Below are 24,493 nucleotides of genomic sequence, written 5' to 3'. Positions count from 1 at the left end.
TGGTGGTGAGCGATATAGACTGCAAAAACTACAGTATATTTTAGCCAAATCCGCTTTTTCGGGCATTATACTGCAAAAGCTGCATCACATTCTCAGCCTTTCCCAAAAACAAGCGTGTTGAGGGAAAATAAGATGCAGTATATACATCTTATTGCTCCAAAGCCGGGGTTCTGCGAAAATAAGCTGCAGAAATTGCATCTCGTTGAACGAACTGACTGGCGTAATCCCAGAGTATCGCGTTCTCAGCAGCAGAATGATCCCACCTCAGAGCTGAATGCTCTCAGCCACAGGCAGACTCCACATCAGAGCGGCACGCTCTTAGCCGCAGACTGACTCCATCCTTGAGCATTTTCCCGAATGAGCTCAGCCAAAAAATCAAGCCATGTCTCATCAGCGTTTAAACAAGGGGAAACAGAGTACTGATCCGCCTCTCCACCAGCCGCCGCAAAAACTTCCCGGCCTTCCACCGCCAACTCATGCAGCGTCTCCAGACAATCTGTCACCAGCCCTGGGGAAAACACTAGGGGATTCCTTACCCCTGCGGTAGGCAATCCGTGCAAAACCTCCATTGTCGCAGGACCTACCCAGCGTTCCCTGCCAAAACGCGACTGGAAGCTTAACGTCCACTCCTTCTCATGCCACCCCATGGCTTCAGCCAATCTACCGGCGGTTTCCCGGCATTGCTCCGGGTATGGATCACCCGTATCCGCGTACCGCTCCGGTATACCGTGAAAGCTGAGCACAACATGATCCGGCTTCACCGGCATAGCGGCCATGACCTTATCTAGATGCTGCCGCATCGCCTCAATATAACCGGGATGATCATAGTAAGCATCGATGAATCGCAGCGCCGGTACGAACCGTTTCGCCGCAGGCCCGTCCGCCCTTCTCTTGCCTAAAGCGGCAAAGCTTACCGAATCATAGACCGTTGCCGTCGTCGTGGACGAATATTGCGGAAACATGGGCAGAATGACAATCCGCGTAATGCCAGCTTGTTCAAAAGCCGCAATCGCCTGCTCGACATCCGGTTCGCTGTAAGCCAGTCCAAGTTCCACATGAAAGCCGGAACCGAGCCGCTTTTGCAAGCCCTTTTGCTGCATGCGGGAATGCAGATGAAGCGGCGAACCGTGCTCCGTCCAAATGTAGCGGTATAATACTGCCGACTTTTTAGGTCGGACGCGAAGGACGATCCCCCGCAGAATCGGCTGCCAGATCAAGGGTGAAGTATCGATGACCCGGCGGTCCGATAAAAACCGTTTCAAATACCGGCGTACCGCCTTCGCCGTCGGTTCCGGCGGGGTCCCAATCTGGGACAAAAGCACGCCAATAGGCTGACTATCCATGAACGCAACTGCCTCCTACTCGATAGATAAAGAGATTTCCGAAAGGGAAAACGGCTCGGGGCAACCTTTTATATTGACCGCCGCGGGAAAAGGCCGGGATGGCTTTTGAGTAAGGAACCAATTCCGCCCCGCCGTCGCCACAATGAAAAGCCCATTTTCATCTCCGACAGGCTGAAAGCTTCTACCGTCTCCTAAGTTGTAATCTTAACCTTAGAAGGTGGTGGCTCCACTAACTATAAATTAAAAGTCATCATCCCAATTCTCTTTAGCATCACTGAGTCTTTCGCCTAAAAAATCATAAAAATCCTTTGCTCGCTTCCCACTGAATCCTGACACTTTATCCCATGATATAATTGGACATTCTCCATCCAATAAATTTCCTATATCAAGACAATAAAAGAATTCGTCGCAATCTTCAATTACAATGTATTCCGACGGTAACCCAAGAATACGGAGTCTATTAGTATTCGATACTACAGAAGGGATTACTGATTTTCCACACCCTAGAATATCAACGCCAAACAGTCCACCAGAACCATAATTCTCTAAAAACCATCTATAGCTCTGCGGAAATACAACCTTTAGTTCCCCTTCGATTTTGGCAATGTCTGTGTCTAAAACCCCACCAGTAAAATCAGAATCGTCCGAATGTTCTTCAATAAATGTATATAATTCATCTCGGTTCAATTTTTACCCCTCCTGAAATCACTACTACCGCCATTTTCAACTAGCCTGTGATGTGCGCACAACCGAAATGGATAATTTTCATACGGCACTGGGCAGCCCCCACCTTAACCTTTTTTTCAACTTACGCTTCAAAGCCAATTACTATCCACTCGTCTACATAGTTCCAAAAATTTATATTATATTTAGGCTTTGTTTTTGCTGACCAAAAAGTAGCATTATTATCAACGCAATTTGAGTAATCTATAGCTATATAGCTCCCCATACCATTAGTAAAAAAACCAAACGAAGAATCGAGGTTTATTTTAATCGGTTCTTCTAAGTCATCAATAATACCCCATTCAATATCTTCGTCACCAAGAAATGTTACGGCTTCTAATGGGACTAAGCCCATAGACTCACTTGCATAATAATAAAAACCATCATGAACATTTTCATAAAAATCTCGAATCGTTGTAGGAATCTTATCCCATGATTCTTCTAATTCTAAGTTTTTTTGACCTTCTTGAGGATTACGTCCTTCGTAATATAAAATGTCTCCTTTGGAATTTCTTATTGTGTATAAAACGGAATAAACGCTTCCTATTTCCATAATTTCAACGTTTATAAGATGCTCTTTTAAATAGGAGATCGTGTTTCGTAATTCTAACCCTACGCTTTTTTTCCACAAGCTAAGCAGTCTATCCATTTTCTCTTTACTATCGTCAATATAAACCAAGCTTCTCCATTCGTTTGGTATTGCATTATCATTTAGTCTGCTTATTTCATCGATGGTTAATATTCGAACATCACGATTATAATTCCTTAAAAAAGCAAGTTTTTCTTCCATTCATTTATCATCTCCCTTGTTATTAATACCGTTTATTTTATTAAAGCCGTTAATCTGTTTCTGTAATTTTCTTCCTAGTTCTTTTAACTATTTTACCGATTACCACCATTATGATCAGGCTTTGAATTCAGTTAGAGGACTGGATTTGCTGTACGGCAAGGTATTTCTTCTGCCTTACGAGCAGAACAAGTGTTGTTGCTATGGCGTGTCTGAAAACTATCTATTGTTTCAAAGGAGAGAATATGGCATGATTTTACAGGTACGAGATTAGAGTGAGCCTGTAACCACATGCTCAGACGCCATGAAATCAAGAGAATTTTAAAACTATTATATTGAATGGAGTGAGATCAGATGGAACTTTACGCAGTACACTTTGCAAACGAATTTAAATATGCAGATTATCGTACAATTTATCATAATGATGAGCGAACCGAGTTGGTTCCTGGGTTTGTGTTTTTGTACTATGTTGCAAAGGTAGGAGAGCAGGTAGTTTTGTTTGATACTGGTTTTCGAAGCGAGGAAACAGCAAAGGGATTTGGTACGCATTTGCTTGATGTGAAGGAGGAAGTGCTTGCCTTAACAGGGGGAAGAGCAGATATTATCTTTATAACACATGAACATTTTGATCATGTTGAAAATCTGGAATTGTACCAAGGAGCAGACATAATCGTTGCAAAAGATGCGTGGGAGGAAATGCAAAAGGCATATCCAAAGGTTACAAGTCAACTAATGCAAACATCAAAAATTCAGATTGTTGAAGATGTGTTTGAAGTTCAAGGTTCATTTTGTTTTAAGGTAATCGGTGGACATACGAAAGGATCTTCTGTCATTTATTTTAATGAAGGAGAAGAAAAGTTTGTCATCTCTGGAGATGAAACCTATTTGCTTGATAACTTTGAGAGGCAGATTCCAAATGGAAATGTGTATAGTTTAGAGAAAAATAGGGAGTTTATTAAGCAGGTGTATAATGAGGGCATTATTCCTCTACCCAGTCATGATGCGTCTGTAATTGAAAAGTATCCAAGAATATCCGAGCATATAGTAAGGATTATTTAACTTTACGAAGATAGTCTGCTCGCGATCCGTTTTGCCATCCATATGTCCGGTTTGCCTAACCCGTTTGCATCCGGAATGACGCCGACGATAGCGTACCCCGCTTTTTGATAGAATTCATAGGGATGTCCCTGCAAATTCCGAATGCCTTGAATCTTTGCATACGTATCCACATACAAGTCCGTATCGCTTAAGGTCGTTTGGCTGAATTCATCGTCGCTCCCCAAAAAGAGAGTGATGCCGCCCCGTTTGGAGCATTCCGCCTCAAGGGCTTGCAGCAGCTTGGTACCAATACCTCGCATGCGGGCGCTCGCCCTTACCGCGAGGGGATGCAGCTCCCATGCAGTAACCCCATACCGTGGCATGGCCCCGACCAACCCTACCACATTCCCACCGCTCAGCGCCATCACAGCAATGCGGCCGTCAGCCAAGATGATGTCCACTTCTTCCATCGCGCAATCTCCGTATGCATGAGGAAAACATTCCGCAAGAAGATCCGCCGCCTCTTCCCTGAGCCTGCGGTTGTCGCGTTCAAATAACAAAACGGTAATTTCCATCTGTCGTACCCCTAATATTATGAATTTAAATGCCCCGCTATGGATTACGTACGTTCATCCGGTATTCGATCCCCGTTTCGGTCTTTTTCCATTTAATTCCCATCTCGTCAAAATCCCCCGTAAGCTGCACCAATTGCTGGCTGCTCAGAACATTATAGTGATCTACCAAATCCCTGAGCTGTCTGTCTTTCTCTTCATCACCATCTTGGATCGACTGAACTGCGTATGCCAAGACATTGAGAACGGTATTGTATTTGGACATAAGCGTACTACGGTAATCGCTCAGCCCGTCCGGCACGTCTTTGGTTGAAATCTCGTTAGCCAAAAGAGTGCGTGCTTCTTGCTGTTTCGATTGAATTTGGCTGACAGAAGCGCTACGCTCCCCGGTGCCGGACATCGCATCCCCATAGATGGCGAGGGCGTCATTTAAAACATTCATCATCCGGGCATCCTGTTCCTTCGTTTGGTCGAGATAGCGTTTTACCCCTTCATCAGTCGAATTCCGAGGAAAGGTACCCCTTAGCATCATGGCCAAAACACCATTCGTGTGGGAAATACCTGAGCGATCATGTTCCGCAAAATAACCGGCCGTGCCTAAAGCACCGAAAACGACCAAGGAAACGACCCACCACCCTTTGAAGCCTCTTCTTCTCGCGATAACGGGAGAACCATCGGTAAATTGATCCTCCATGTAACTGTAAACGGCTTGACGTTCCGAATTCGCCGACCGCTCCTTCGCGAGCTTTTTCATCTCTCTTTTGAACTTCTTCTGGGTGTTGGTTATCATGCGCGAACCACTCCTACCCCTCGACCAATTGATAGAACAGAATATACCCTTCCTTCGTATCCGCAACTAATACATCGTTCCGTTCCTTCACGCGAAAAATCTTCGTCCCCACCGGCAGCTTGTTGGCCGTTCCGTCTTGAAATGCTTTTCCGAGCGCTCTCCGAGCCGTAATCTCGGTCTCCTGTTCCCCCAACGTGAGTCTTAAATCGTCCACCCAATCGACTCCGGCGTTGTAGATCGTATTTTTGTACATGAAAATATTCGCATCCGGGATCTGCGCGAGCACCTCTTCCGCCGTCGCGTTGTGCGTCGTAAATTGTCTCTCCGCTCCTTTTAAGGTCAACGATAAATGCTCATCCAGCGAACCGGTTGACGCTTCTTTCGCAACAAGTTGGGACTCTTTGCTTTGCGAAACCTTCGCGTTGCAGCCGGAAAGCATAAGCTGCATTATCAGCGAAATGGACAGTAGTGGAATCAAGGCCTTACGCATGGTTTGCTTCGCACCCCCCATTTGAATATTCTTCCTGTTTTAGATTACACCTTCTTCTTTTCGACGCCATTCTCCTTGTTTTTGTTTCATCTGGAAAAAGCAAAAACGGCTTCCAGGCGCATTCGCCGCCAGAAGCCGCTTATCTCTATATTGTGTATTCGGTCAATCAGCCGCTTACGCCAATTTTCACAGCCGCCGTATACCGGTTTTCCGGTATGGGCAAGCCCAAATTGCCTCGCAGAGTGTCCGCTTCGTATTCCGTTCGGTAAATACCCCGCTCCTGTAAAATCGGCACGACCTTCTCCACGAAATTGCGCAGGGCGTCCGGTGTCGGCGCGTGAAGGATGAAGCCGTCCGCTGCCTCTTCTTCGTACCAGCGCTGAAGCAGGTCGGCGATTTTCTGCGGCGTTCCGATGAACTCGCTTCGCGGCGTAGCCGCACGGATCGCCACCTGGCGCAAGGTCAAGCCTTGCTCGCGGGCGTCTTTCTTGATTTTGTCGGTGCCGCTGCGGAAGCTGTTTTTCCCCAAGTCGCCGATATCGGGAAAGGGCGCATCCAGCGGGTATTGGGAAAAATCATGGTGCTCGAAAAAGCGGCCGAGGTACTCCAGCGCCTTGTCGATGGTCACCAGATTCGCGAAATCCAAATACTTCTGCTCCGCCTCCTCGTCCGTGTCCCCGATAATCGGACCGATTCCGGGGAAGATGGCGATGTCGTCCCGGGAGCGGCCAAAGGCAACGGCCCGGTCTTTGACGTCCTTGTAAAACGCCTTCGCATCCTCAATGGTTTCATGGCCGGTGAACACGGCATCTGCGCTCTTGGCGGCGAGCCGTTTGCCGCTTTCGGAGGAGCCTGCCTGGAAAATCACCGGATGGCCTTGCTCGGAACGGGCGATGTTAAGCGGCCCTTGAACGGAGAAATAGTTGCCTATATGGTCTAGACGGTGCATTTTGGCAGGATCGAAAAACACTCCCGATTCCTTATCTCGGACAAACGCATCGTCTTCCCACGAATCCCACAGTCCCCGGGCCACCTCCAAAAATTCCTCGGCGATGCGGTACCGTTCGTCATGGGTAGGGTGTTCGGGTTTGCCGTAATTTTTTGCGGAGCCTTCCAAAGGAGAGGTGACAACGTTCCAACCAGCGCGTCCTCCACTGATATGATCGAGAGAAGCGAACTGGCGTGATACGGTAAACGGTTCGCTGTAGGAAGTGGATAGCGTGCCTACCAAACCGATGTTTCGGGTTACGGCGGCAAGGGCGGACAAGATGGTGACCGGTTCGAAGCGGTTCAAGAAGTGGGGGATCGATTTTTCGTTAATATAAAGTCCGTCGGCGATAAAAACCAAATCGAATTTTCCGGATTCCGCGATTTGGGCCTGCCGCTTGTAAAATTCCAGATTCACGCTGGCATCCGCGGGGACCTCCGGGTGCCGCCATGCGGATACGTTGCCTCCGACGCCATGAATGATCGTGCCCAGCTTTAGCTTTTTCGTTTTCGCCATTCTCCTGTCCCTCCCATAATTTTGATTAAGAAAGCAAAGCCGCTTCCTTCAACCGCAGCCGGTAGCTTTTCACCAAATGGTGGCCGTTGTGGAACTCCTTATCGTAAGCCCGTTCAAAGCCCAACCGTTCATACAGCCGAACCGCCGATTCCATCAAATCCGACGTGTGCAGGTGCAACGTGTCTGCTCCCCACTCCAGAGAACGACGGGCGCTTTCCTGGATCAATGCCGTGGCGATGCCGAGTCCGCGAGCTTGGCGGGAGACCCCGAGAAGCCGGATGATCGGATTGTGAATTTCCAATTGAGGCGCTCCATAGGCCGCTGCCGACGAGTCATAAAGGAATACACTGCCGACGATTCGGCCGTCCAGTTCCGCTACAAGCCGTTCTTTTGCCGTCGGTGCATCGATAGCTTGCAAAATATTTTCCTTGTATTCCACCCAGCGTTGCCCGTCGAGAGCCACTTCGTACTGCTGATAGGCTTCGAGAAGCACCTGCTCGATGGCGTCCCGGTCAGCCGCCTCCGCCTGCCGGATCGTTGCCCTTTGGTCTCTTTGAGCCTGAATTGTCCGCTCAATCTGACCGAGATGGGTTCCAACGTGGGCGATGAAGGATTGAACGATAGCAGCAGGAGTCACAGCTTTCCCGTTGAAATTTTCGCCGGATTTGGTCCAGTCGTCTGCCCTCAGCCGACGGAACAACTGATCGTTATAGTGCAGCAGATGATGGAAGATCGCCAAAATGTCCTCGACATTAGCCTCGTTCGCTTTCTGGCCAGCAACCCATGCGTCCTGGTTGAAGCCGGGGAGCTTGGCGGCGGAACCGGCTAAAATCTCGCGGATGCGAAAAGAGATCACGATATGATGATCGGTCAGATGGGAGAGAATTTCCGTTACGCTCCACTTGTTCGGTGCCGCTTTCCAGCGCAGTTGCCCTTTGGTCAATGGGGCTACCGCTTGCCGCAGCAGCTCGTGGGTATGCAAATACGCCTCAAGATCAACAGATGGCAAATCTATGTTCCCGCTCATCGGAAATCCTCCTTATCCTTGAATGGTCGCTTCCTTGATCGGATCTCCAGCAGTGAAACGCCCGGTGGAAAATAGCCGGATATCCTGTCCCCATTCCCCCTGTTCGATCCGGTTTGCAAGCAGTTCCCCCACGACGCTGGAGAACTTAAAGCCATGCCCGGAAAAACCGCCGGCCAGCAGCACGTTCGGGTGCTCGGGATGGACGTCGAGGATGAAATCCTCGTCAGGAGTCAGCTCATACTTGCACACGCCACCCCGCAAAAGGTTGCCCGCAGCCGCTGGAGCTAGCAGGCTAAGAGCTTGGCGCAAATCCGCCTCATCCTCCGGGTAATGGCCGAAGGGAGCAGGGTCTTCGCCGAGCTTCCAGGGAACGCCGCCATCGTGGCGGCCGATTTTTACCCCGGCTCCGCCGATGCTGGGAAAGCCGTAGTAACCACCTCTGGTAGTACCGAAGGTAAAACCGGGGAACGCTCCGGCATCGAAGCTACGATCTTCCGGCTCGAACCAGCCAACTACTTTACGGACAGCGCGGATCGGCAGGTCGATCAAGGAGGCAAAGGCGCCGAACCAAGCCCCCGCACTGACGATAACATGGCTGGCAAAGAAGGTCTCTTCTTTCGTCGCCACGGCGACGATGCCGTCCCCCGGCTCGATTCCCGTGACGACACGGTTCGTCACCAGCTCCGCTCCGGCCCGCAGGGCCAGCTTGCGGTAAGCCGCGATGCACCGTTCGCTGTAAAGGAAACCCGCGTTCGGCTCGTACATGGCCTGATAGCTGTCAGGCAGGCGCAATCCCGGCCAGCGCTTGCGCATTTCAGCGGCGTTCAGCGACTCCACGGCTACTCCATGATTGGCTGCGTCTTGAAACCGCTCCTCATAGCGGTAGACCGCGGGATCGGAGATATTGAGCACCCCCGACCGCACCAGCAGCTCTTCGCCGCTTTCTTCCTCCAGCTCCGTCCACAGCCGGTCCGCCCGGAGCGCCAAATTCACGTAGGTTGGACCGCCGGAATAGGCGTGGCGGATCAAGCGGGTCTCTCCGTGATGGCTGCCATTGCCGTGGGGCGGGTCAAAGGCGTCGATCAACAGCGTTTTGACGCCCCTGCGTGCCAACTGATATCCTGCGGCCATTCCCATGGAGCCCGCGCCGACGACGATGACGTCATACAATCTACGCATCGCCCCATCCTCCTCCCGCCACCGTCTCACCGACACTTCTAGCGCTTCGGGCTCTTATTGCCCCGCCTTCTCGCTCCTCCTTTAGCGCCGCGATAGCATCGACTGCAAGTGCGGCGAAGAATGAAGCGCCAATGGGCAGAGCGGCTTCATCGGCGTCAAACTTCGGATGATGCCACTCCTCCGGCCCCGCCGTTCCCAGGAAGAAGAAGATCCCCGGCGTCTTCTCCAAATAAAAGGCGAAATCTTCCCCAGCGGGAGAGGGAGCCGGCTCCACCACCGTCAACCCCAGAGACCGGGCCGTGCGGATAGAACGCTCCGCCCATAAAGGATCGTTGACGACGGCTGGTGGACCGGATATCCAGCGAACTGACGACAATGCGCCGAGAGCGGCGCCAACGCCGGTGACCACCTGCTCGAACCGCTGCCGCACCTTGGCGCGGACGTCTTCGCGGAAGGTGCGCAAGGTGCCTTCGAGATCGGCTTTATCGGCGATGACATTCCAAGCGGTGCCGCTATTCAGCTTGGTGACGCTGACGACGGCGCTATCCAAAGAGCTGACGTTGCGGCTCACGACGGACTGCAGCGCGGTGATGATATGCGCCGATGCGACGATGGCGTCGATGCTCGCCTCCGGTACGGCAGCATGGGAGCCGCGACCCTCAACGTGGATCGCGAAGCCGTCCGCCGCCGCCATCAACGGCCCGGCTTTTATGCCGATGGTCCCTACCGGCAAGTCCGGTTTGTTGTGCAAACCGAATACCGCGCTCACTCCCTCCAGTGCTCCGCTTTGGATGACTTGCCCCGCTCCCTTCGCCTTCTCCTCGTTAGGCTGAAACAACAGCCGGACTGTACCTTCCAGCTCCGATTCCCGTTCTTTCAGCAATTGGGCGGCGCCCAATAGGATCGCCGTATGAACATCGTGGCCGCACGCATGCATGATCCCCGGAGATTGGGAAGCGAATGGCAGCTCCGTCTCCTCTTGAACAGGCAGCGCGTCGATGTCCGCCCGGATGGCGATGACCGGCCCGCCGCGCAACCCCCCGATTTCAGCGACGACTCCGGTTTTCAACGGATAATCTGCGAGGCGTATCCCATCATCCCGCAGCCATTTCCGAATCGTCTTCGTCGTCTCATGCTCTTCCCCCGAGAGCTCGGGGTGAGCGTGGAGATGACGACGGTAGCCAATCAGTTTGGTTTCCAGTTTTTCCACAGTCCAAATACCCATATTCCTATACTCCCTCCAGCTATCCGCTCCCGTGCCGTCCGCCTATACCGGCTGCTCCGCGAAAGCTTCTTTCAACAGTTCCAAATTGCGCACCCGTTTTGCAAAATCAGGAACGATCGTGGTAATGATCAGTTCATCCGCGTCAAAAGCATCCCGCAGCTCCAATAAGCGTTTTCGAACTGTCTCTTTTGTGCCCCGTGTGATGTCCGCGTCGTGAACCTCGGCGGTGTAGCTTTCCCCCGTCTGAATGGCGAACTTCTCCGCATCTTCAAGAGAGCGAACGTTTACCGTTTTCCCGCTGGCGAAGGTGACCCGCACGGTTTTAAATTCCCCGGCAAGCTCCGCCGCCTCCTCCTCCGTGTCCGAGACGATGACGGATAGGGCCAGAAGAGTGCGGGGTTCCCCGCCCTTTTCCCGGTTGAACCGCTCCCGGTACAGGTCGAAGGCTTGCTTCGCCGTCTCCGGATCGTTATTAAGGAAGAGCGCAAAGGCGTAGGGATATCCCCGTTCGGCGGCGAGACGGGCGCTGGATACGCTGGTGCCAAGCAGATAAATTTCCGCTGGCTGGGCCGGAAGCGGGTCGGCCGTAAGGCCCGCCAAGGGATGGTCTTCCCCAAGAGGACCGAACCGCAGCTGCTCCAACTCGGTCAGCTTTTCCTCCAAGGACTCCGGCTCCGTCACTCCCCGCTGCAGCGCCTTCGTTGAGCGGGGCAGTCCCCCCGGCGCACGGCCGATGCCCAAATCCACCCGCCCCGGCGCCAAGGCGGCCAGCACGTTGAAATTTTCCGCCACCTTATAGGGACTGTAGTGCTGGAGCATGACACCCCCTGAGCCGATGCGGATTTTTTCCGTTCGGGCGAGAAGATGGGAAATGAGCACCTCCGGCGACGTGCCGGCCAACCCGGGAGAATCGTGGTGCTCCGATACCCAGAACCGTTCGAAGCCGAGGGATTCCGCCAATTGGGCGAGCTTGACGGTATTAGCCAGCGCCTGCTCCGGCGTCTGGCCGGGGAATATGATGCTTTGGTCCAATATGCCGAATTTCAAGGTCATCCCTACCACTCCGTTCGTTTAAATGGAATACGTGAACTCCGGCGTAAATCTCGCCAGGAACTGTTTGGTCCGCTCTTCCTTCGGCGACTGGAACAGCTCTCGGGGCGTCCCTTCCTCCACGATGACGCCTCCGTCCATGAACACCACGTGGTTGGCCACGTCCTGGGCAAAACCCATTTCATGAGTCACGATGATCATCGTGATGCCTTCCTTGGCGATTTTGCGGATGACCGCCAGCACCTCACCAACCAATTCCGGATCAAGGGCGGAGGTCGGTTCGTCGAATAAAATGACTTCGGGATTCAACGCCAACGCTCGGGCAATGCCGACGCGCTGCTGCTGGCCGCCGGACAGCTGGCTCGGATAGGCATCCTGCTTGCCTCCAAGCCCAACCTTTTCCAACAACTCAACACTTCGTTGCCGCGCTTCCTCCTTCGGCAGCTTTTTCACAATCACAAGCCCTTCCATCACGTTCTCTAGCGCCGTCTTATGGCGGAACAGGTTATACTGCTGGAAAACCATTGCGGATTTCCCCCGCAAAGTATGAATGTCTTTCTTCTGCGGCTTCTTGCAACTGATGCTGAAATCTCCAATGGCGATCTCCCCATCATTCGGCCGTTCCAGATAGTTGATGCACCGGAGCAGCGTCGTTTTCCCCGACCCGCTGGGCCCTAAGATGGCGACGACTTCGCCCTTTTGCACCGTCAAATCGATGCCCTTCAAGACCTCATGGCGACCGAAAGACTTTTGGATTCCCGTCAGCTTGATCATGCCACACCTCCGCGGTTGTAGACGTTGATGCGTTTTTCCAAAAAGGACGCGCCTCTCTCAATCAGAATGGTTAGCCCCCAGAACAGGAGCGCCGCCGCCAGATATGCCTCGGAGAACTTCCAGTTGGTCGTGGCGATGATCTGGGCTTTGGCGTTGATATCCACCACCGATACGGTAAAAGCGAGGGTAGAGCCGTGAAGCATCCCGATCAGCGAATTGGACAGATTGGGCAGCGCAGCCGCAAAAGCTTGAGGAAACACGATGCGCCGCAGCCCTTGGAACGTCGTCATGCCGACGGCATGGGCCGCTTCCAGTTGTCCCTTATCCACCGCCAACAGCCCGGACCGGACTACCTCCGCCAGATAGGCTCCGGCCGTGATGGAGAAGGAAATATAGGCAAAGCCGATCATCGGAATGGATACCGAATTAAAGGACCAGCCGTATTTGACAGACAAGCTGTCGAGAATCATGGATAAGCCGAAGTAGATCAAAAGCAGATGGGTCAGCATCGGCGTTCCGCGGACGATGGTGACGTAGGCGGTACCGAGTTGACTCAACACCGGAACCTTATAGATCCGGGCAAAAGCAACGATAGTGCCAATGATAAGCCCGCAAGCAACCGATACGAACGTGATGTACAGAGTAGTCGGAAGGGCGGGCAACAGCTTCCAAAGCGCGGTCCCGATATAGGGAAAATCAATGCTCATGCTCCGGCGCCTCCTTGGCCTAAGGATATATCCGCGTTCAGTTTACGGTTCAGCCATTTTTTGCCCATCGGCACTCTCTCATCCTTTGCCGTCGAAGCTTCGTGCTTCAAAAGCCTCCGCTCCATCAGGTTGAACAGCCGCTCCAAGAAGAAGCTGAGAATGAAGTACACGATAGCGAGAGCCAGATAGCTTTCCACCACATGTCTGGAGATCGTAAATAGCGTTTGGGACTTCCCGGTCAGTTCCATGACGCCCAAAGTAAATGCGAGAGACGTGTCCTTCAGCGTCGCGATGATCAGATTAGCCAGAATGGGAATGGAAATCGCCAACGCCTGTGGAAAGACGATGCGGATGAACGCCTGATAGCCCGACATCCCTACGGCATAAGCCGCCTCCACCTGACCCCGATCCACTGCTGAAACGGCAGCGCGGATTCCTTCGGAAACAAAAGCCCCGCTGTGCAGGCCGTAGGCCAAGATGACGAATACCAACACAGGTGCTTTCGATACGTCGATGGAAATCAGCTTAAGCAGCTCGGGCAACCCGTAATAAATCAGGAAGAGCTGAATCAGGATCGGCGTCCCTCGAAAAAAGGAAGCGTAGAGCTGAGAAGCCATCTTCAATACGGGCACCCGGTACAGCCGCGGCAGGGCGACGAGAAACCCGACGATGAGACCCACGCCGATGGAACCGGCCACGATGGCAAGCGAGATGCCGATATAGGGCAGCAGCTTCACGAAATAATCGTACACAAAGCCAATATCGAAGGGTGCCCCCATCTTCCTGCCTCCTTTCCCGAATGGGATTATTTTTCGCTTGCGGTCGCGTCAAACCCGAGCCATTCCTTACTCAATTTGGCTAACGTGCCATCATTCCGAATCTCCACGATCGCGCGGTCCACCGCGTCCGCCAGCTTCTGCTCATCCGGGTCGTTTTTGCGGAATACAAACAAAATATCCGACTCGCTCAATTCTTTACCGGCCGTTTTCAACTTGCCTTGAGGATCGATAAGCGGAAGCGTGAAGTCCGCGCCGATAGCGGCATCTACCCGTCCCGAGGTGATTTGCTGGACCGTATCGTTGGCTCCCCCACCGGAATAAACGATTTTGAGGGCATTATTATGTTCCTTATTGTAATTCTCCAGGATCGTCGCTTCCGCGCTGGTCGCCGTCGTTAAGAACTTTTTGCCTTTCAGATCGTCAAGAGACTCAATGGGGTCGTTATTGGTCTTCGCGACGATAATTTTGTTTTTCCAGTGAGCATAAGGCTCCTTGTTAAACAAGTACTTAGCTTCACGCTCCGGGTTCTTTTCGAATTCGTGGGCGGCCAAGTCGATTTTCTTCGTCTCCAGACTGAGCAGAATGTTGGTAAAATCGAGCACCTGCAGATCGAACTCATATTCGGGCAGTCGTTTATCGATTTCGCGCACCAGTTCCACATCAAAACCCGTCAACTTTCCCTTATCGTCTACGAAAGCTACCTTGGGAAATTGGTTGCCCGTGCCTACGATGATCTTTTTCACTTTCTCGGGCGCACTTGTTTCAGCCGCTGCTGAAGCGCTCGGAGATGCGGAAGCGACAGTGGAGCTTTTTGCCGTGTCCGTGGCCGCCTCCGCTTTGCTCGAACTACCGGAGTTTCCGCCACCGTTATCGCCACAAGCCGCGAGCGTTAAAGCCAGAACCAAAGCCGACGCCAACCCAAACCCTTTTTTCATTGAGAAGTCCCCTCCACTTATTCACATTTTGTTAAACTTACAATTCCTAGCGGTTAAGTATGAATTTGATGTTAGGACTAAGAATATCACAACGCCCTGAGTTGCGATAATAGATATCTTCTATAAACGAATTTAATATTCTAATAATTCTAATTAGTACGATTGGAATACACGAATAAGCCGGTCAGGTTTTCACAACCCGACCGGCTCAAGGACACTCGGCGCCCTGACATGGATTCCTTCCACTTCATTGTTGCTTACCTCGCTGCCGGACTCCTGTCTTCGAACAACTGCCTGCCGATGTCCATGATTCCCTGAACCACCTGGGAATGCTCCCCGATATTGGAGATGACGTTGGTCTGCAAGGCGATTCCCGCCGTTTCCTCGACAGGAACCGGAACAAGCTGATCATCTGCCGCTTCGATCCTCGTGCATAAGCCGGGCAGAAAAGCGATTCCGGCCTTGCCCACGACCAGCTTCTTCGCCATTTCCGAATTGTCCGTTTGAATGCGGATATTCGGCGGATGCTCCAGATGCTCGAAGACCCGATGGATTCTCAACCAATCCAGCGCCCCGCATTCAAAAAAGACGAGGGGCTGCTCCGCGATTTCCTCCACGGTCACCTTCTCTTTGCCGATAAACGGGTGGCCTTTATAAACATATAGGGAGATGGGGTCTTCATAAAATTTTTCAGAATGCAGGGAAGGGTGGTTCACATTGCGAACGAAGGCGATGTCGACTTCTTTGTTCAGCACCTTGCCGACCAATTCGTCCGTTGGCCCCGTCACGAATTTGTAGCGGGTCTGCGGGAACAGCGCCGCAAGCCGCGGCAGCAGCACAGGAATGATGTAGTTGGCAACCGACACGGTACACCCGATACGGAACTCTTGAGGAAGCGCGTTTTTCCGGTTGATGTGGAGCTTGCCCTTCTGATAGGTGAGCAGAAGCTGCTGGGCGTAGGGAAGAAACCGCCTGCCCTCTTCGGTGATCTGAATCTGCTTGCCCTGCCGGTCGAACAAACGGCAGTCCAGCTCCCGTTCGAGGGTCTGAATCCGCGCCGTCACTGAAGGCTGGGACAGGTACAACGCTTCCGCCGCTTTATTGAAGCTGCCGAAATGGATAACATAGACAAACGCCTCGATATTCTCGATATTCATGCGAACCACCTCCCGGCAGGTTTAAATTATTATTTTCCAATAAGATAACTCGGATTTAGGAGGAAGTAAAGGGAATTTCACGAAGCGGCACCGTTATTAACATTTTATTACAATACTTAGGCGTCACTTTGGCCTTCCTTTATTATTTTTCCACAGCAACAAAAAAAGAAGCCGATCCGTGGACGGCTCCTTCTTAAGGGTACTCAGATTATTCTAAACGGCGGAATCCTCGGCCACCTTTTCCTCATAGGGAAACAAGTCATGGCGATCCGCAACCTTTGCATTTGGGGCCCCTTTAATAAAATACTCGTGCCGACCAAAGTGGGTCAGCGCGTCTTGATCCGGCAGCCACACCCATTCATCAATCTCCGACTGACAGCGGTGAGCGCGAAAGGCGGCCAGCTTCGCTTTCAAATGAGCGAACACGTCGATTTTCATGATATCTTCGCGGCTGTAGCCATATCGTTCCGGACGTTCCATCGCTTCACCAAAAGTGATGAAATAGAGCGCCCCCCGGCGTTCTTTCTGCAAAAAGGCCGCCGTCGCCGCTTTACCGATGGCGCAATGATCGGGATGCCCGCCCAAGGTTTCATGAAAAGTAAGCATCACATCGGGATCGATCTCGTCGATAAGAGCCGCAATTCGTGCGGTTAAAAGTTCTTCATCATGAAACTCAACGGTTTTATCGCGGATGTCAAAAAACATCAGTTCCCGGATTCCCAGGCTGTCGCAGGCTTGGCGAAGCTCGATTTCACGGGCTGCGGCGATCGTCTCCCGATTGAGATACGGCGGATTGCCCATCCTCCGTCCCATTTCCCCCCGGGTGGCGCTGACCAGCGTAATGTCCACTCCGGCGGCTGCATATTTAGCCAGCGTCCCTCCACAAATAAACGATTCGTCATCGGGATGCGCGAGGACGGCAAGCAGTTTGCGCGGTTGGTTATATTGATTTTTCATCATTCCGGAAATGGCTCCTTTCCCACGTGCAGCGCCACATTCATGCGGCCCTTATCATCAAAGCCAGCCAGCAGAAGGCGGCCTTCCTTATCCATCTCAAAATGGGTTAGGGCTTCCATTCGCAGCCAGCCGTGTCCGTCGAAGCGGAGCGCCACACGATAAGTCGGTCCGTCCCCTGCGATGTAGGCATGGGTCACCTTGACCTTGAAATTGCGCACGAAAACATAGGAAGTCGCCTCACTGTGAAAATAAGCGTCTGCTCCAACGAACGCTTGCAGCGCGGCAGTTACTTCGGTTTTGACTATTTTGTCCATCATCATGCCTTCTCTTTTCTCATAAAGTTCAATTGCTCTCTAATCCTATCACAAAAGGGTCCGGTTAAGTATGATGCATCGATTTCTTCCAGGATTTCGTAATATAGAGGGATGCGGGAAAGGAGAGAACGCCGATTAAAGAGGACAAGCTCGTCAACTGGGCTAAGCAAGGAAATGAAGCGGCTGTCGAATTGCTGATCCGACAAACGTATGACGACATCTACCGCTTCATTCGATGGAAAGTCCATGACGCCGATTTGGCGTGGGACCTGTCCCAGATGACCTATGAAAAAGCATGGACGAAGCTGAATACCTACCGCGGGGAGGAGGGCAACTTCAAGGCGTGGCTGCTAGCTATTGCCCATCATCTCTGCATCGATTACATACGCAGCAAAGCCGTCAGGCAGGCGGGATTGAACCAAAGCCTGGATGAGCGACTGGCGGCAGAGGGCGATTTTCTGGACGGCGTTCTGCTGCGGGAAGACGTGAGACAGGTCTACCAAGCCATTCAGGAACTGCCCGACAGTCAACGAGACGCCCTGATCCTGCGCTATAAAAATGAATTGACCTATTCGGAAATCGCAGCCGTCACGGAAGAATCGGAGGCGACGGTCAAGTCCCGGATACGGCGGGCGCTGATCCGGTTGCGGGATTCCCTTGGCGGCAGGGCGGATCAAACAGTGAGTAAGATAAGCCCCTCCCCGCATTTAAGAAAGGAGACGCGAAATGAACGGTGACGAAACTTCCAAGACAGAACCGATCGAAACCGCCATTCGGCTGTTACCCGTGCACCCGCTGCCCAAAGGCTTCGTCGAAGAGGCTATGGCGAGATGGCGCAAAGCCCGGGCGGGCTTGCCCGCCCCGCTCCCGCCTTCCCCCCTTCGCTTACAGGATAAGCTGAAAATCGTTTGCGCCCAAGGCTTGTGGAAGGAAGCGCTGCTGGGGATTCTGTTCTTTTTGCTTGGCTATTTCCTGTTAAGCGGGCGCGAGGTGCTTCCTCCGCTTTTAATATTGCCCGTAATCGGCTGCATCCCTTACCTGGTATGCGTAGCAGGTACGGCCCGGCAGTCGCTTTGCGGCATGGGAGAACTGACCCGGAGCTTGCGCATTCCCCTGCATTGGTATCTGCAAGCCCGGCTGCTGCTGATGGGACTGCTTGCCGTTCTCATGAATACGGCCGCCTCCTTCCGCTTTTTCCCTGCCGAAGACAGCGGGATGCTGCTGAGAGTGGCGCTCCTCTGGTGCATTCCGCTGTTCGTGAATGCCGGAGCCGCTCTGTTTGCGGCCACCCGCATTCGCAGCTTCGGACAACTGGCTGTCATGTTGGCCTTGCTGCCTGTCTTTTGGCTAATCCTCCTATCAATGAATGTTGTCATCGCTTGGGCGGCCTCCGTCGGACTCGTTTGGCTTTGGGGACTGGCGGGAGCCGGAGCGCTGGTGTTAGGCGGGGCCTTGGCCATGAACAGCCGGGATATTACGAGAGGAGGGGTTTTACTTGGAGCTTAAGCTTTGCGGTATCGTACAGGATTTCGGCAGGAAAAGAATATTGGATCACGTCTCTTTTACGATGGTCCCGGGCATCTACGGCTTGCTCGGGCCTAACGGAACCGGAAAAACGACGCTCATGCGCATCCTGTCCGACGTTCTGCAGCCGACCGGCGGAAAGGTGCTGCTGGATGGAATGGACAAGAGCGAGCTGAACGATCAATATCGCGCCCAACTGGGGTATTTGCCCCAGGAGTTAGGCATGTACAATCATTTTACCGCCCGCAAGTTTTTGCATTACATCGCCGCTCTTAAAGGCTTGAGCAAGGAAGAAGCGGACGAACGCATCGAAGATTTAGCCAAAACCGTCAATCTTGAAAATGAACTGGACAAAAAATGCGGCAAATACTCCGGCGGCATGAAGCGGCGCCTTGGCATCATGCAGGCAATGCTAAACAATCCTCGCATCCTCATTCTCGATGAGCCTACCGTCGGCCTAGACCCGATGGAACGTGTACGGTTCCGCAACTTTCTTACCGAAATCGCCAGCGAGCGTATCGTCCTGTTATCGACCCATATCGTATCCGATATCGACCATACCGCCAAACAGGTGCTACTGATGAAACAGGGTCAATTGCTGCGCCAAGGCACCATCGGCGAGTTGACTTCGCCGCTTCGGGGTGAGGTTTGGCAAGCCGTTGTCCCGGACAGACAGTTAGCCCGCATCGCGGAAAAAGGCATCGTCGTCAATATGCAGCAAGCGGAAGGAGGATTGGACCTGCGAGTGGTGTCCAAAGAGGCGCCCTGTGACAGCGCGGTCGCGGCGGAGCCTTGTCTGGAGGACGTGTATATGAGCATCTTCCAGACGATGACTCCCGAATCGGATGACCGACTCGCCAAAAGCGCCATCGCCAAGGTATTCAAGAGAGGGGGGATCGCCCGATGAAGCGGTTGATTGGGTTTGAGCTGCGGAAGATTTTGAACCGCAGGGTGATCATTGCCATTTTAGGCTGCCTGGCGCTGACCGTCTTCTATTTTATCCAAACGAGACATTCCGAGCCGAATAGTCTGTTGACCGCCTATCGGGAGAATCCCAAGCTTGTCTCGTCCCACGAAGGCCCCATCCAGCCAGCGCTGGCCAAGAAATACGAACCCCGGTTATATGAGACGTCTGCCTCTTTTTATCCCGGCCCCCATGAGGAAGTCATGAAACGTGTGCTGGAGCAGGAATACGCCGGCTCCGCCTATCAATCGGATCTATTCAAAGCCGAACTGAACGAGCTCCGGAAAGATAAGCGGCAATTGGAGTCCAGTGGAGAAACGAACACCTTCGCGTACAAGGATATGCAAAAAAAGCTGAGGATGCTGGATGACGTAAAGACTCCCGGTTTTTACGTGACGGATGTCTGGAGAGACCTGATCTATTACATCGCCTCCCCGCCCGGCTCGCTCTTTATCGGCCTCATCATGGTGCTGGCGCTCTGTTCGCTTTATTCCGGGGAAGCCGGGCACCGGATGGATGCGCTGATCTTGTCCAGCCGGAAAGGAAGGCTCCCCATCGTTCGGGCCAAACTGTTGGCCGGATTAATCTTTACCATCGGTTGGGTAACCGTCTTTTTCGGCGTCAGCGTTTTGGCCTCTTGCCTGCCCTATGGCTTCTTGAGATGGGACGCTCCGCTGAACAGCCTTTATTTATATAGAACGAGCCCCTATGACTGGACGCTAATTCAAGGCTTCCTGCTGCTGTACGCCATGACTTTGCTGGGGGCATGCGGTCTTTGTCTCTTTACCGCCCTGATCTCGGCTTCCCTCAAGAGCAGCTTGAGCAGCCTGGGACTTGCTGCGGTACTCGTTTTCCTGCCGCTGTTCTCGTTTCCAGGTATTCTCGGAAAATGGATCGCCTTCTTCTCTACCAGCATCATGTCGAACACGTCGCTCATCGGCAGCTACAAATCCTTTAATGTGTTCGGATACCCCGTCTTGTATCTGCCCCTTGCCATTGTCTCCTCCGTTGCATTGGCGGCCGTCGCTCTTGCGCTTATTCCCAAAGCCTTTGCTCGCAGGTTGAGGGTGTGAGAACCATTCGAAGACGCCCGGACCCTGAGTCCAGGCCTTTTCTTTCTGCAGAAAAATTCGCTGGCTCGCCTAGCGAAAGAAACCGGGAGCTTCCCCTATCCCCTGAAAAAACGCAAAAACCAAGGAGCCGGCGAGATTATATCGCTTCGTTCCTTGGTTTTTCGTAATTCAAGCCCGAGTGCTTGCTTCTTGGTCTTTCCTTCTAATTGCGTCCGTTGTTATTGGTTGAATGTTGGGTCATTCGCCAAATAGACTATCGCTCCTCTTGGCACAGATGATGATATTGACCAAATTCAGGAAATCTATCCCAATTCTTTTCAAGGGTGTCTTTAGCCTCACGTTCCTCAACAGAACCCGTGTTTAAATCTCTCTTTTCCATAGCGATATGACCATCTTCTCGAAAGCCAATAATCAAGCTGCTTGCTTTTTTATCGGTTTGACCCTCATATTCCCAATGCATTGCCGTTCTTAAGAAGAGTTTAGCATCGCTCATAACTTTAAAATCATAATTCAAATATTTACGGGTCCTATCATCATAAAACCCTACTGAAACCCAATCTTGTGTCACATTTATAATGTACTTAGGTTTTTCATCCTCAGTTAATACTGCTGTGTATTGTTGTTTCTTTTCATGACATAGGGATGCAGTCCGTTCATCAAGAATGTTCCATGGCTTCTTTTTGATATCTGACCATTCGTCGCAATAATATACATGCATCAATCATACACCTTCCCATTCGATTCCAGTTCGACTTCATTATAAGGGTAACGTGGAAGATTTTCTTATAAAAATTGTTTCTGGCTTCCCTCTTTACTTTTGCCATATGAAGCACTAAAGTCATCTGTAACCATCATTCGTCCGGAAGCTACTCCCATTTAGCCAGCTGTGACCTACCCAGCAATATCATCCAATCCTTTGCTTCGATTTTCCTGTATCCTTGCTTTAAGCCGAACAGGAGGAGGTGCGTCAACCATGCCCATCGAAAAAAGAACCGTCATCTACGACGCCGACCTGCAGATCGAAACGTACCGATTCGAGGGGATCAAGCAAAAGTTCCCAGACCACTTCCACGATTACTACGTCATCGGCTTCATCGAAGCCGGGCAGCGGTACTTGTCCTGCAAAAATAGAGAGTACATCATTAATCCCGGGGATATTACCCTCTTCAATCCGCGGGATGTCCATTCCTGCGAACAGATCGACGGAAAAACCTTGGACTACCGCTGCCTGAACATCAAATCCGACATCATGAAAAAAGCGGCGCTGGAGATTACGGGCCAAGCGTTCGAGCCGGTTTTTACGGAAACGGTACTGCCTGGCTCCGATCTTGCCGATTCCTTGAAAGAGCTGCACCGCATGATCAGCGGTGACGAATCGGACTTTATCAAGGAGGAGCTGTACCTGATCCTGATCGGCCAGCTTTTGCAGGATAATGCGGTCCCGCTGGCTTCTCCTCTTGAGCAAAGGCCGGATTCCGAATTTAAGGCGGTGTGCGATTACCTCGAAGCCCATTTCGCTCATGCAATCACTCTTGAAGAATTAAGCAAGCTGGCGAACATGAGCAAATACCATTTTTTGCGGACATTCACGCGGTATAAGGGGATCTCCCCTTACCAATATCTGATGACGGTTCGCATCGGCAACGCGAAAAAATGGCTGGAACAAGGAAGGTCCCCAATGGAAACCGCCCTTGCCGCCGGCTTTAGCGATCAGAGCCATTTTACTAATGCGTTCAAAAAATTTATCGGGTTGACCCCCAGGCAATACATGCGAATATTCTCTGCGGAAGCTTGCGCCGGATCGTTCGCTGTTGAAAGGAAGGTATGGATTTGAAACAGCAAGCCATCGTTTACGGGCACATGGCGGCCCTCTTCACCATTTTCGTTTGGGGCACCACCTTCATCTCAACCAAAGTGCTCTTGTCCGATTTCTCCCCTTTTGAAATTCTGCTGTTCCGTTTCATCATCGGCTATGTCGCACTGCTCGCCGTTCATCCCCATTTCATCAAATGGAAAAGCTTGCGGGAAGAGCTGCTCTTCGCCGGAGCGGGGTTGTGCGGCGTCACCTTGTACTTTTTTTGTGAAAATATCGCGCTTACCTATACGCTTGCTTCCAGTGTGGGGATCATCGTGGCCGTGGCTCCGTTTTTCACGGCGGTTCTGGCCCATTTCTTTCTGAAAGGCGAACCGCTGCGGCCGACCTTTTTTGCCGGCTTCGGGGTGGCTATTCTGGGCATCATCCTCATCACCTTTAACGGAAGCTATGTCCTGAAGCTAAACCCTTTGGGAGATTTTCTGGCCGTTCTCGCCTGCGTCTGCTGGGCCGTGTATTCCATTTTGATGCGTAAAATCAGCGATCTCGGCTATCCGACCATCGGCTGCACCCGGAGGGTGTTCTTTTACGGTCTCGTGTTCATGATGCCGGTACAGTTTACGTCCGGAACGAGACTTGAACTCTCCCGATTTGCCGATCCAGTCAATCTGCTGAATATCCTGTTCCTCGGTCTCGGAGCTTCTGCCTTGTGCTTCGTCACCTGGAACTGGTGCGTGGGCGTGCTCGGCGCGGTGAAAACCAGCGCTTATATCTATCTGGTGCCTGTCGTCACCATCGTGGCATCCTATCTGATCTTGCAGGAAAATATAACCGGATCTGCCCTCGCCGGAGCTTTCTTGACCTTGGCAGGCCTCTTCCTCTCGGAGAAAAAGCTCAAACCAAAAAGCAGGCTCAAACCGATGCAGACGGTCTCCCGGGAGGAATCGCTATAACCGGGCCGTAATGACGAAGCGGGCGGCGTTTGTTCGTACCCCTTTTTCCGTTTGATGCTCCGTAACGAATTGCCGAAGGATGTGAAAATCCCGTTCGCTACTCCCAAAACCGGGAATGATCGGGGTATGCTTTAAAAGAAAGATCAAATCCTCCGCCGTCTCGTAATACTCGGTATCATCGAATTCAAAGGTCTGAATTTCCGCAAAGCCCGCTTCTTTCAACTCTGCGACATAACGCCCCATCATAGCACCATCCGCTTCGCCCCATGCCTGTCCTCTGCCGAAGGCTTCTTTCAGGTTTCGCTTATCGTTTTCACTTACTTGCTGAGTCAGGAAGCTTCCGCCCTTCTTTAACACCCTAGCGATCTCACTAGCCTGAAAACCGGAATGCCTGCAAGAAACGACGTCGAAAAATGCCTCTGGGAACTCCAATTCCTCGGCTTCCATTTGAAAAAAGCGCACATTGCGGATGTCCGGTCTGGCGGCATTCCTTTTTGCGGTTTCAATCATGCCAGAAGATTGATCAATGCCAACCAGTAGCAAAGCGGAATCGGCGATGCTCAGAATCTTTTCTCCGCCTCCCGTGCCGATGTCCAGCAGTAGATCCGTCTTCGCGCATGTTTTCGTTACTTCCGTGTAAAAGTCCCAGTTTGTCCCTTCGGTCATGCATTTTACCCTGGAAAAATCCCAACCGTTGGCGACCCCGACTTCATCGTAAAAAGCTTTGTACTCACTGGCGTTCATGCCCTTCACCCCGCTTCAAGCTTTATTATAGAGATTCGGAGGTTCAGCGATCAATCGTTTATAAACAATGC

Annotated in this window: 27 protein-coding genes; 7 read left to right on the top strand and 20 right to left on the bottom strand. The window is 52.0% G+C overall.

Going from position 1 to position 24,493, the window contains the following annotated elements:
- Positions 1–302 precede the first annotated feature (302 nt).
- The 3 genes from hemH to TJ79_RS08360 form a co-directional block, all read right to left on the bottom strand.
- Positions 303–1,343 carry a ferrochelatase gene (hemH, locus tag TJ79_RS08370; protein WP_040949839.1) on the bottom strand — a complete coding sequence of 347 codons (1,041 nt, stop codon included), beginning with the start codon at positions 1,341–1,343 and terminating at the stop codon, positions 303–305.
- Positions 1,344–1,583: 240 nt separating this feature from the next.
- Entirely contained in the window at positions 1,584–2,030 is a 447-nt protein-coding gene (locus TJ79_RS08365) for an SMI1/KNR4 family protein (protein ID WP_040949838.1), read from the bottom strand.
- Between the two features lie 121 nt (positions 2,031–2,151).
- Positions 2,152–2,856: a hypothetical protein gene (locus tag TJ79_RS08360; protein WP_040949837.1), complete on the bottom strand. Its 705-nt coding sequence runs from the start codon at positions 2,854–2,856 to the stop codon at positions 2,152–2,154.
- A 351-nt stretch (positions 2,857–3,207) separates the two neighbouring features.
- On the opposite strand from TJ79_RS08360, the gene TJ79_RS08355 reads away from it, so the two are divergent.
- Positions 3,208–3,912, top strand: coding sequence for an MBL fold metallo-hydrolase (locus tag TJ79_RS08355; protein WP_040949836.1), 705 nt, complete (start codon positions 3,208–3,210; stop codon positions 3,910–3,912).
- 2 nt (positions 3,913–3,914) lie between these two features.
- Here the strand turns inward: TJ79_RS08355 and TJ79_RS08350 are convergent, their stop codons facing one another.
- The 15 genes from TJ79_RS08350 to TJ79_RS08275 all read right to left on the bottom strand — a co-directional run bounded on the left by TJ79_RS08350 (position 3,915) and on the right by TJ79_RS08275 (position 17,351).
- The gene (locus tag TJ79_RS08350; RefSeq protein ID WP_040949855.1) at positions 3,915–4,460 is read right to left on the bottom strand and encodes a GNAT family N-acetyltransferase; all 546 of its coding nucleotides are present in this window, start codon (positions 4,458–4,460) and stop codon (positions 3,915–3,917) included.
- Positions 4,461–4,503: 43 nt separating this feature from the next.
- Positions 4,504–5,253, bottom strand: coding sequence for a hypothetical protein (locus TJ79_RS08345; RefSeq protein ID WP_040949835.1), 750 nt, complete (start codon positions 5,251–5,253; stop codon positions 4,504–4,506).
- Between the two features lie 13 nt (positions 5,254–5,266).
- Positions 5,267–5,764: a hypothetical protein gene (locus tag TJ79_RS25810; protein ID WP_052339400.1), complete on the bottom strand. Its 498-nt coding sequence runs from the start codon at positions 5,762–5,764 to the stop codon at positions 5,267–5,269.
- A gap of 145 nt (positions 5,765–5,909) precedes the next feature.
- Entirely contained in the window at positions 5,910–7,247 is a 1,338-nt protein-coding gene (locus TJ79_RS08335; protein WP_040949834.1) for an LLM class flavin-dependent oxidoreductase, read from the bottom strand.
- Between the two features lie 25 nt (positions 7,248–7,272).
- On the bottom strand, positions 7,273–8,274 hold the full coding sequence (locus tag TJ79_RS28545; protein ID WP_081756786.1) for a GNAT family N-acetyltransferase: 1,002 nt from the start codon (positions 8,272–8,274) through the stop codon (positions 7,273–7,275).
- Positions 8,275–8,286: 12 nt separating this feature from the next.
- Complete coding sequence (solA, locus tag TJ79_RS08320) at positions 8,287–9,453, bottom strand: N-methyl-L-tryptophan oxidase (RefSeq protein ID WP_040949833.1); 1,167 nt, start codon at positions 9,451–9,453, stop codon at positions 8,287–8,289.
- On the bottom strand, positions 9,446–10,678 hold the full coding sequence (locus TJ79_RS08315) for an amidohydrolase (protein WP_052339399.1): 1,233 nt from the start codon (positions 10,676–10,678) through the stop codon (positions 9,446–9,448). The genes solA and TJ79_RS08315 overlap by 8 nt, the downstream gene beginning before the upstream one ends.
- A gap of 42 nt (positions 10,679–10,720) precedes the next feature.
- Positions 10,721–11,731, bottom strand: coding sequence for an LLM class flavin-dependent oxidoreductase (locus TJ79_RS08310; protein WP_040949832.1), 1,011 nt, complete (start codon positions 11,729–11,731; stop codon positions 10,721–10,723).
- Positions 11,732–11,749: 18 nt separating this feature from the next.
- Positions 11,750–12,502, bottom strand: a complete 753-nt coding sequence (locus TJ79_RS08305) for an amino acid ABC transporter ATP-binding protein (RefSeq protein WP_040949831.1) — start codon at positions 12,500–12,502, stop codon at positions 11,750–11,752.
- Positions 12,499–13,209, bottom strand: coding sequence for an amino acid ABC transporter permease (locus TJ79_RS08300; RefSeq protein ID WP_040949830.1), 711 nt, complete (start codon positions 13,207–13,209; stop codon positions 12,499–12,501). The genes TJ79_RS08305 and TJ79_RS08300 overlap by 4 nt, the downstream gene beginning before the upstream one ends.
- Complete coding sequence (locus tag TJ79_RS08295; RefSeq protein ID WP_040949829.1) at positions 13,206–13,988, bottom strand: amino acid ABC transporter permease; 783 nt, start codon at positions 13,986–13,988, stop codon at positions 13,206–13,208. Before TJ79_RS08295 ends, TJ79_RS08300 begins: the two co-directional genes overlap by 4 nt.
- A 26-nt stretch (positions 13,989–14,014) precedes the next feature.
- A complete protein-coding gene (locus TJ79_RS08290) occupies positions 14,015–14,923 on the bottom strand; it encodes a transporter substrate-binding domain-containing protein (protein ID WP_040949828.1) in 909 nt (302 codons plus the stop codon).
- A gap of 257 nt (positions 14,924–15,180) precedes the next feature.
- Positions 15,181–16,080 (bottom strand): LysR family transcriptional regulator, encoded by a 900-nt coding sequence (locus tag TJ79_RS08285; protein WP_040949827.1) that lies wholly within the window; start codon positions 16,078–16,080, stop codon positions 15,181–15,183.
- Positions 16,081–16,293: 213 nt separating this feature from the next.
- Positions 16,294–17,040 carry a PIG-L family deacetylase gene (locus TJ79_RS08280; protein WP_052339398.1) on the bottom strand — a complete coding sequence of 249 codons (747 nt, stop codon included), beginning with the start codon at positions 17,038–17,040 and terminating at the stop codon, positions 16,294–16,296.
- Positions 17,037–17,351, bottom strand: a complete 315-nt coding sequence (locus TJ79_RS08275) for a DUF1806 family protein (protein WP_040949826.1) — start codon at positions 17,349–17,351, stop codon at positions 17,037–17,039. The genes TJ79_RS08280 and TJ79_RS08275 overlap by 4 nt, the downstream gene beginning before the upstream one ends.
- A 191-nt stretch (positions 17,352–17,542) precedes the next feature.
- Between TJ79_RS08275 and TJ79_RS08270 the strand changes: the two genes are divergently transcribed.
- Genes TJ79_RS08270 through TJ79_RS08255 form a run of 4 tightly spaced genes read left to right on the top strand, consistent with a single transcriptional unit; the run spans position 17,543 to position 20,912 of the window.
- The gene (locus tag TJ79_RS08270; RefSeq protein WP_040949825.1) at positions 17,543–18,088 is read left to right on the top strand and encodes an RNA polymerase sigma factor; all 546 of its coding nucleotides are present in this window, start codon (positions 17,543–17,545) and stop codon (positions 18,086–18,088) included.
- On the top strand, positions 18,078–18,857 hold the full coding sequence (locus tag TJ79_RS08265; RefSeq protein WP_040949824.1) for a hypothetical protein: 780 nt from the start codon (positions 18,078–18,080) through the stop codon (positions 18,855–18,857). The genes TJ79_RS08270 and TJ79_RS08265 overlap by 11 nt, the downstream gene beginning before the upstream one ends.
- Positions 18,847–19,782: an ABC transporter ATP-binding protein gene (locus tag TJ79_RS08260; RefSeq protein ID WP_081756784.1), complete on the top strand. Its 936-nt coding sequence runs from the start codon at positions 18,847–18,849 to the stop codon at positions 19,780–19,782. The genes TJ79_RS08265 and TJ79_RS08260 overlap by 11 nt, the downstream gene beginning before the upstream one ends.
- A complete protein-coding gene (locus tag TJ79_RS08255) occupies positions 19,779–20,912 on the top strand; it encodes an ABC transporter permease subunit (protein WP_040949823.1) in 1,134 nt (377 codons plus the stop codon). The genes TJ79_RS08260 and TJ79_RS08255 overlap by 4 nt, the downstream gene beginning before the upstream one ends.
- 253 nt (positions 20,913–21,165) lie before the next feature.
- On the opposite strand, the gene TJ79_RS08250 is transcribed toward TJ79_RS08255, so the two are convergent.
- Complete coding sequence (locus TJ79_RS08250) at positions 21,166–21,630, bottom strand: hypothetical protein (RefSeq protein ID WP_040949822.1); 465 nt, start codon at positions 21,628–21,630, stop codon at positions 21,166–21,168.
- A gap of 255 nt (positions 21,631–21,885) precedes the next feature.
- On the opposite strand from TJ79_RS08250, the gene TJ79_RS08245 reads away from it, so the two are divergent.
- Positions 21,886–22,746 (top strand): AraC family ligand binding domain-containing protein, encoded by an 861-nt coding sequence (locus TJ79_RS08245; RefSeq protein ID WP_052339397.1) that lies wholly within the window; start codon positions 21,886–21,888, stop codon positions 22,744–22,746.
- Positions 22,743–23,678 (top strand): DMT family transporter, encoded by a 936-nt coding sequence (locus tag TJ79_RS08240; RefSeq protein ID WP_420319380.1) that lies wholly within the window; start codon positions 22,743–22,745, stop codon positions 23,676–23,678. The genes TJ79_RS08245 and TJ79_RS08240 overlap by 4 nt, the downstream gene beginning before the upstream one ends.
- Here TJ79_RS08240 and TJ79_RS08235 read toward each other — a convergent pair.
- A complete protein-coding gene (locus TJ79_RS08235) occupies positions 23,673–24,422 on the bottom strand; it encodes a class I SAM-dependent methyltransferase (RefSeq protein WP_040949820.1) in 750 nt (249 codons plus the stop codon). The two genes, TJ79_RS08240 and TJ79_RS08235, sit on opposite strands and share 6 nt — an antisense overlap.
- Between the last annotated feature and the right edge of the window lie 71 nt (positions 24,423–24,493).

The sequence above is a fragment of the Gorillibacterium massiliense genome (assembly GCF_000455485.1).
GTDB lineage: Bacteria > Bacillota > Bacilli > Paenibacillales > NBRC-103111 > Gorillibacterium > Gorillibacterium massiliense.
The sequence above is the reverse complement of the archived record's forward strand: the minus strand, read 5'-3'. Positions and strand labels throughout refer to the sequence as shown.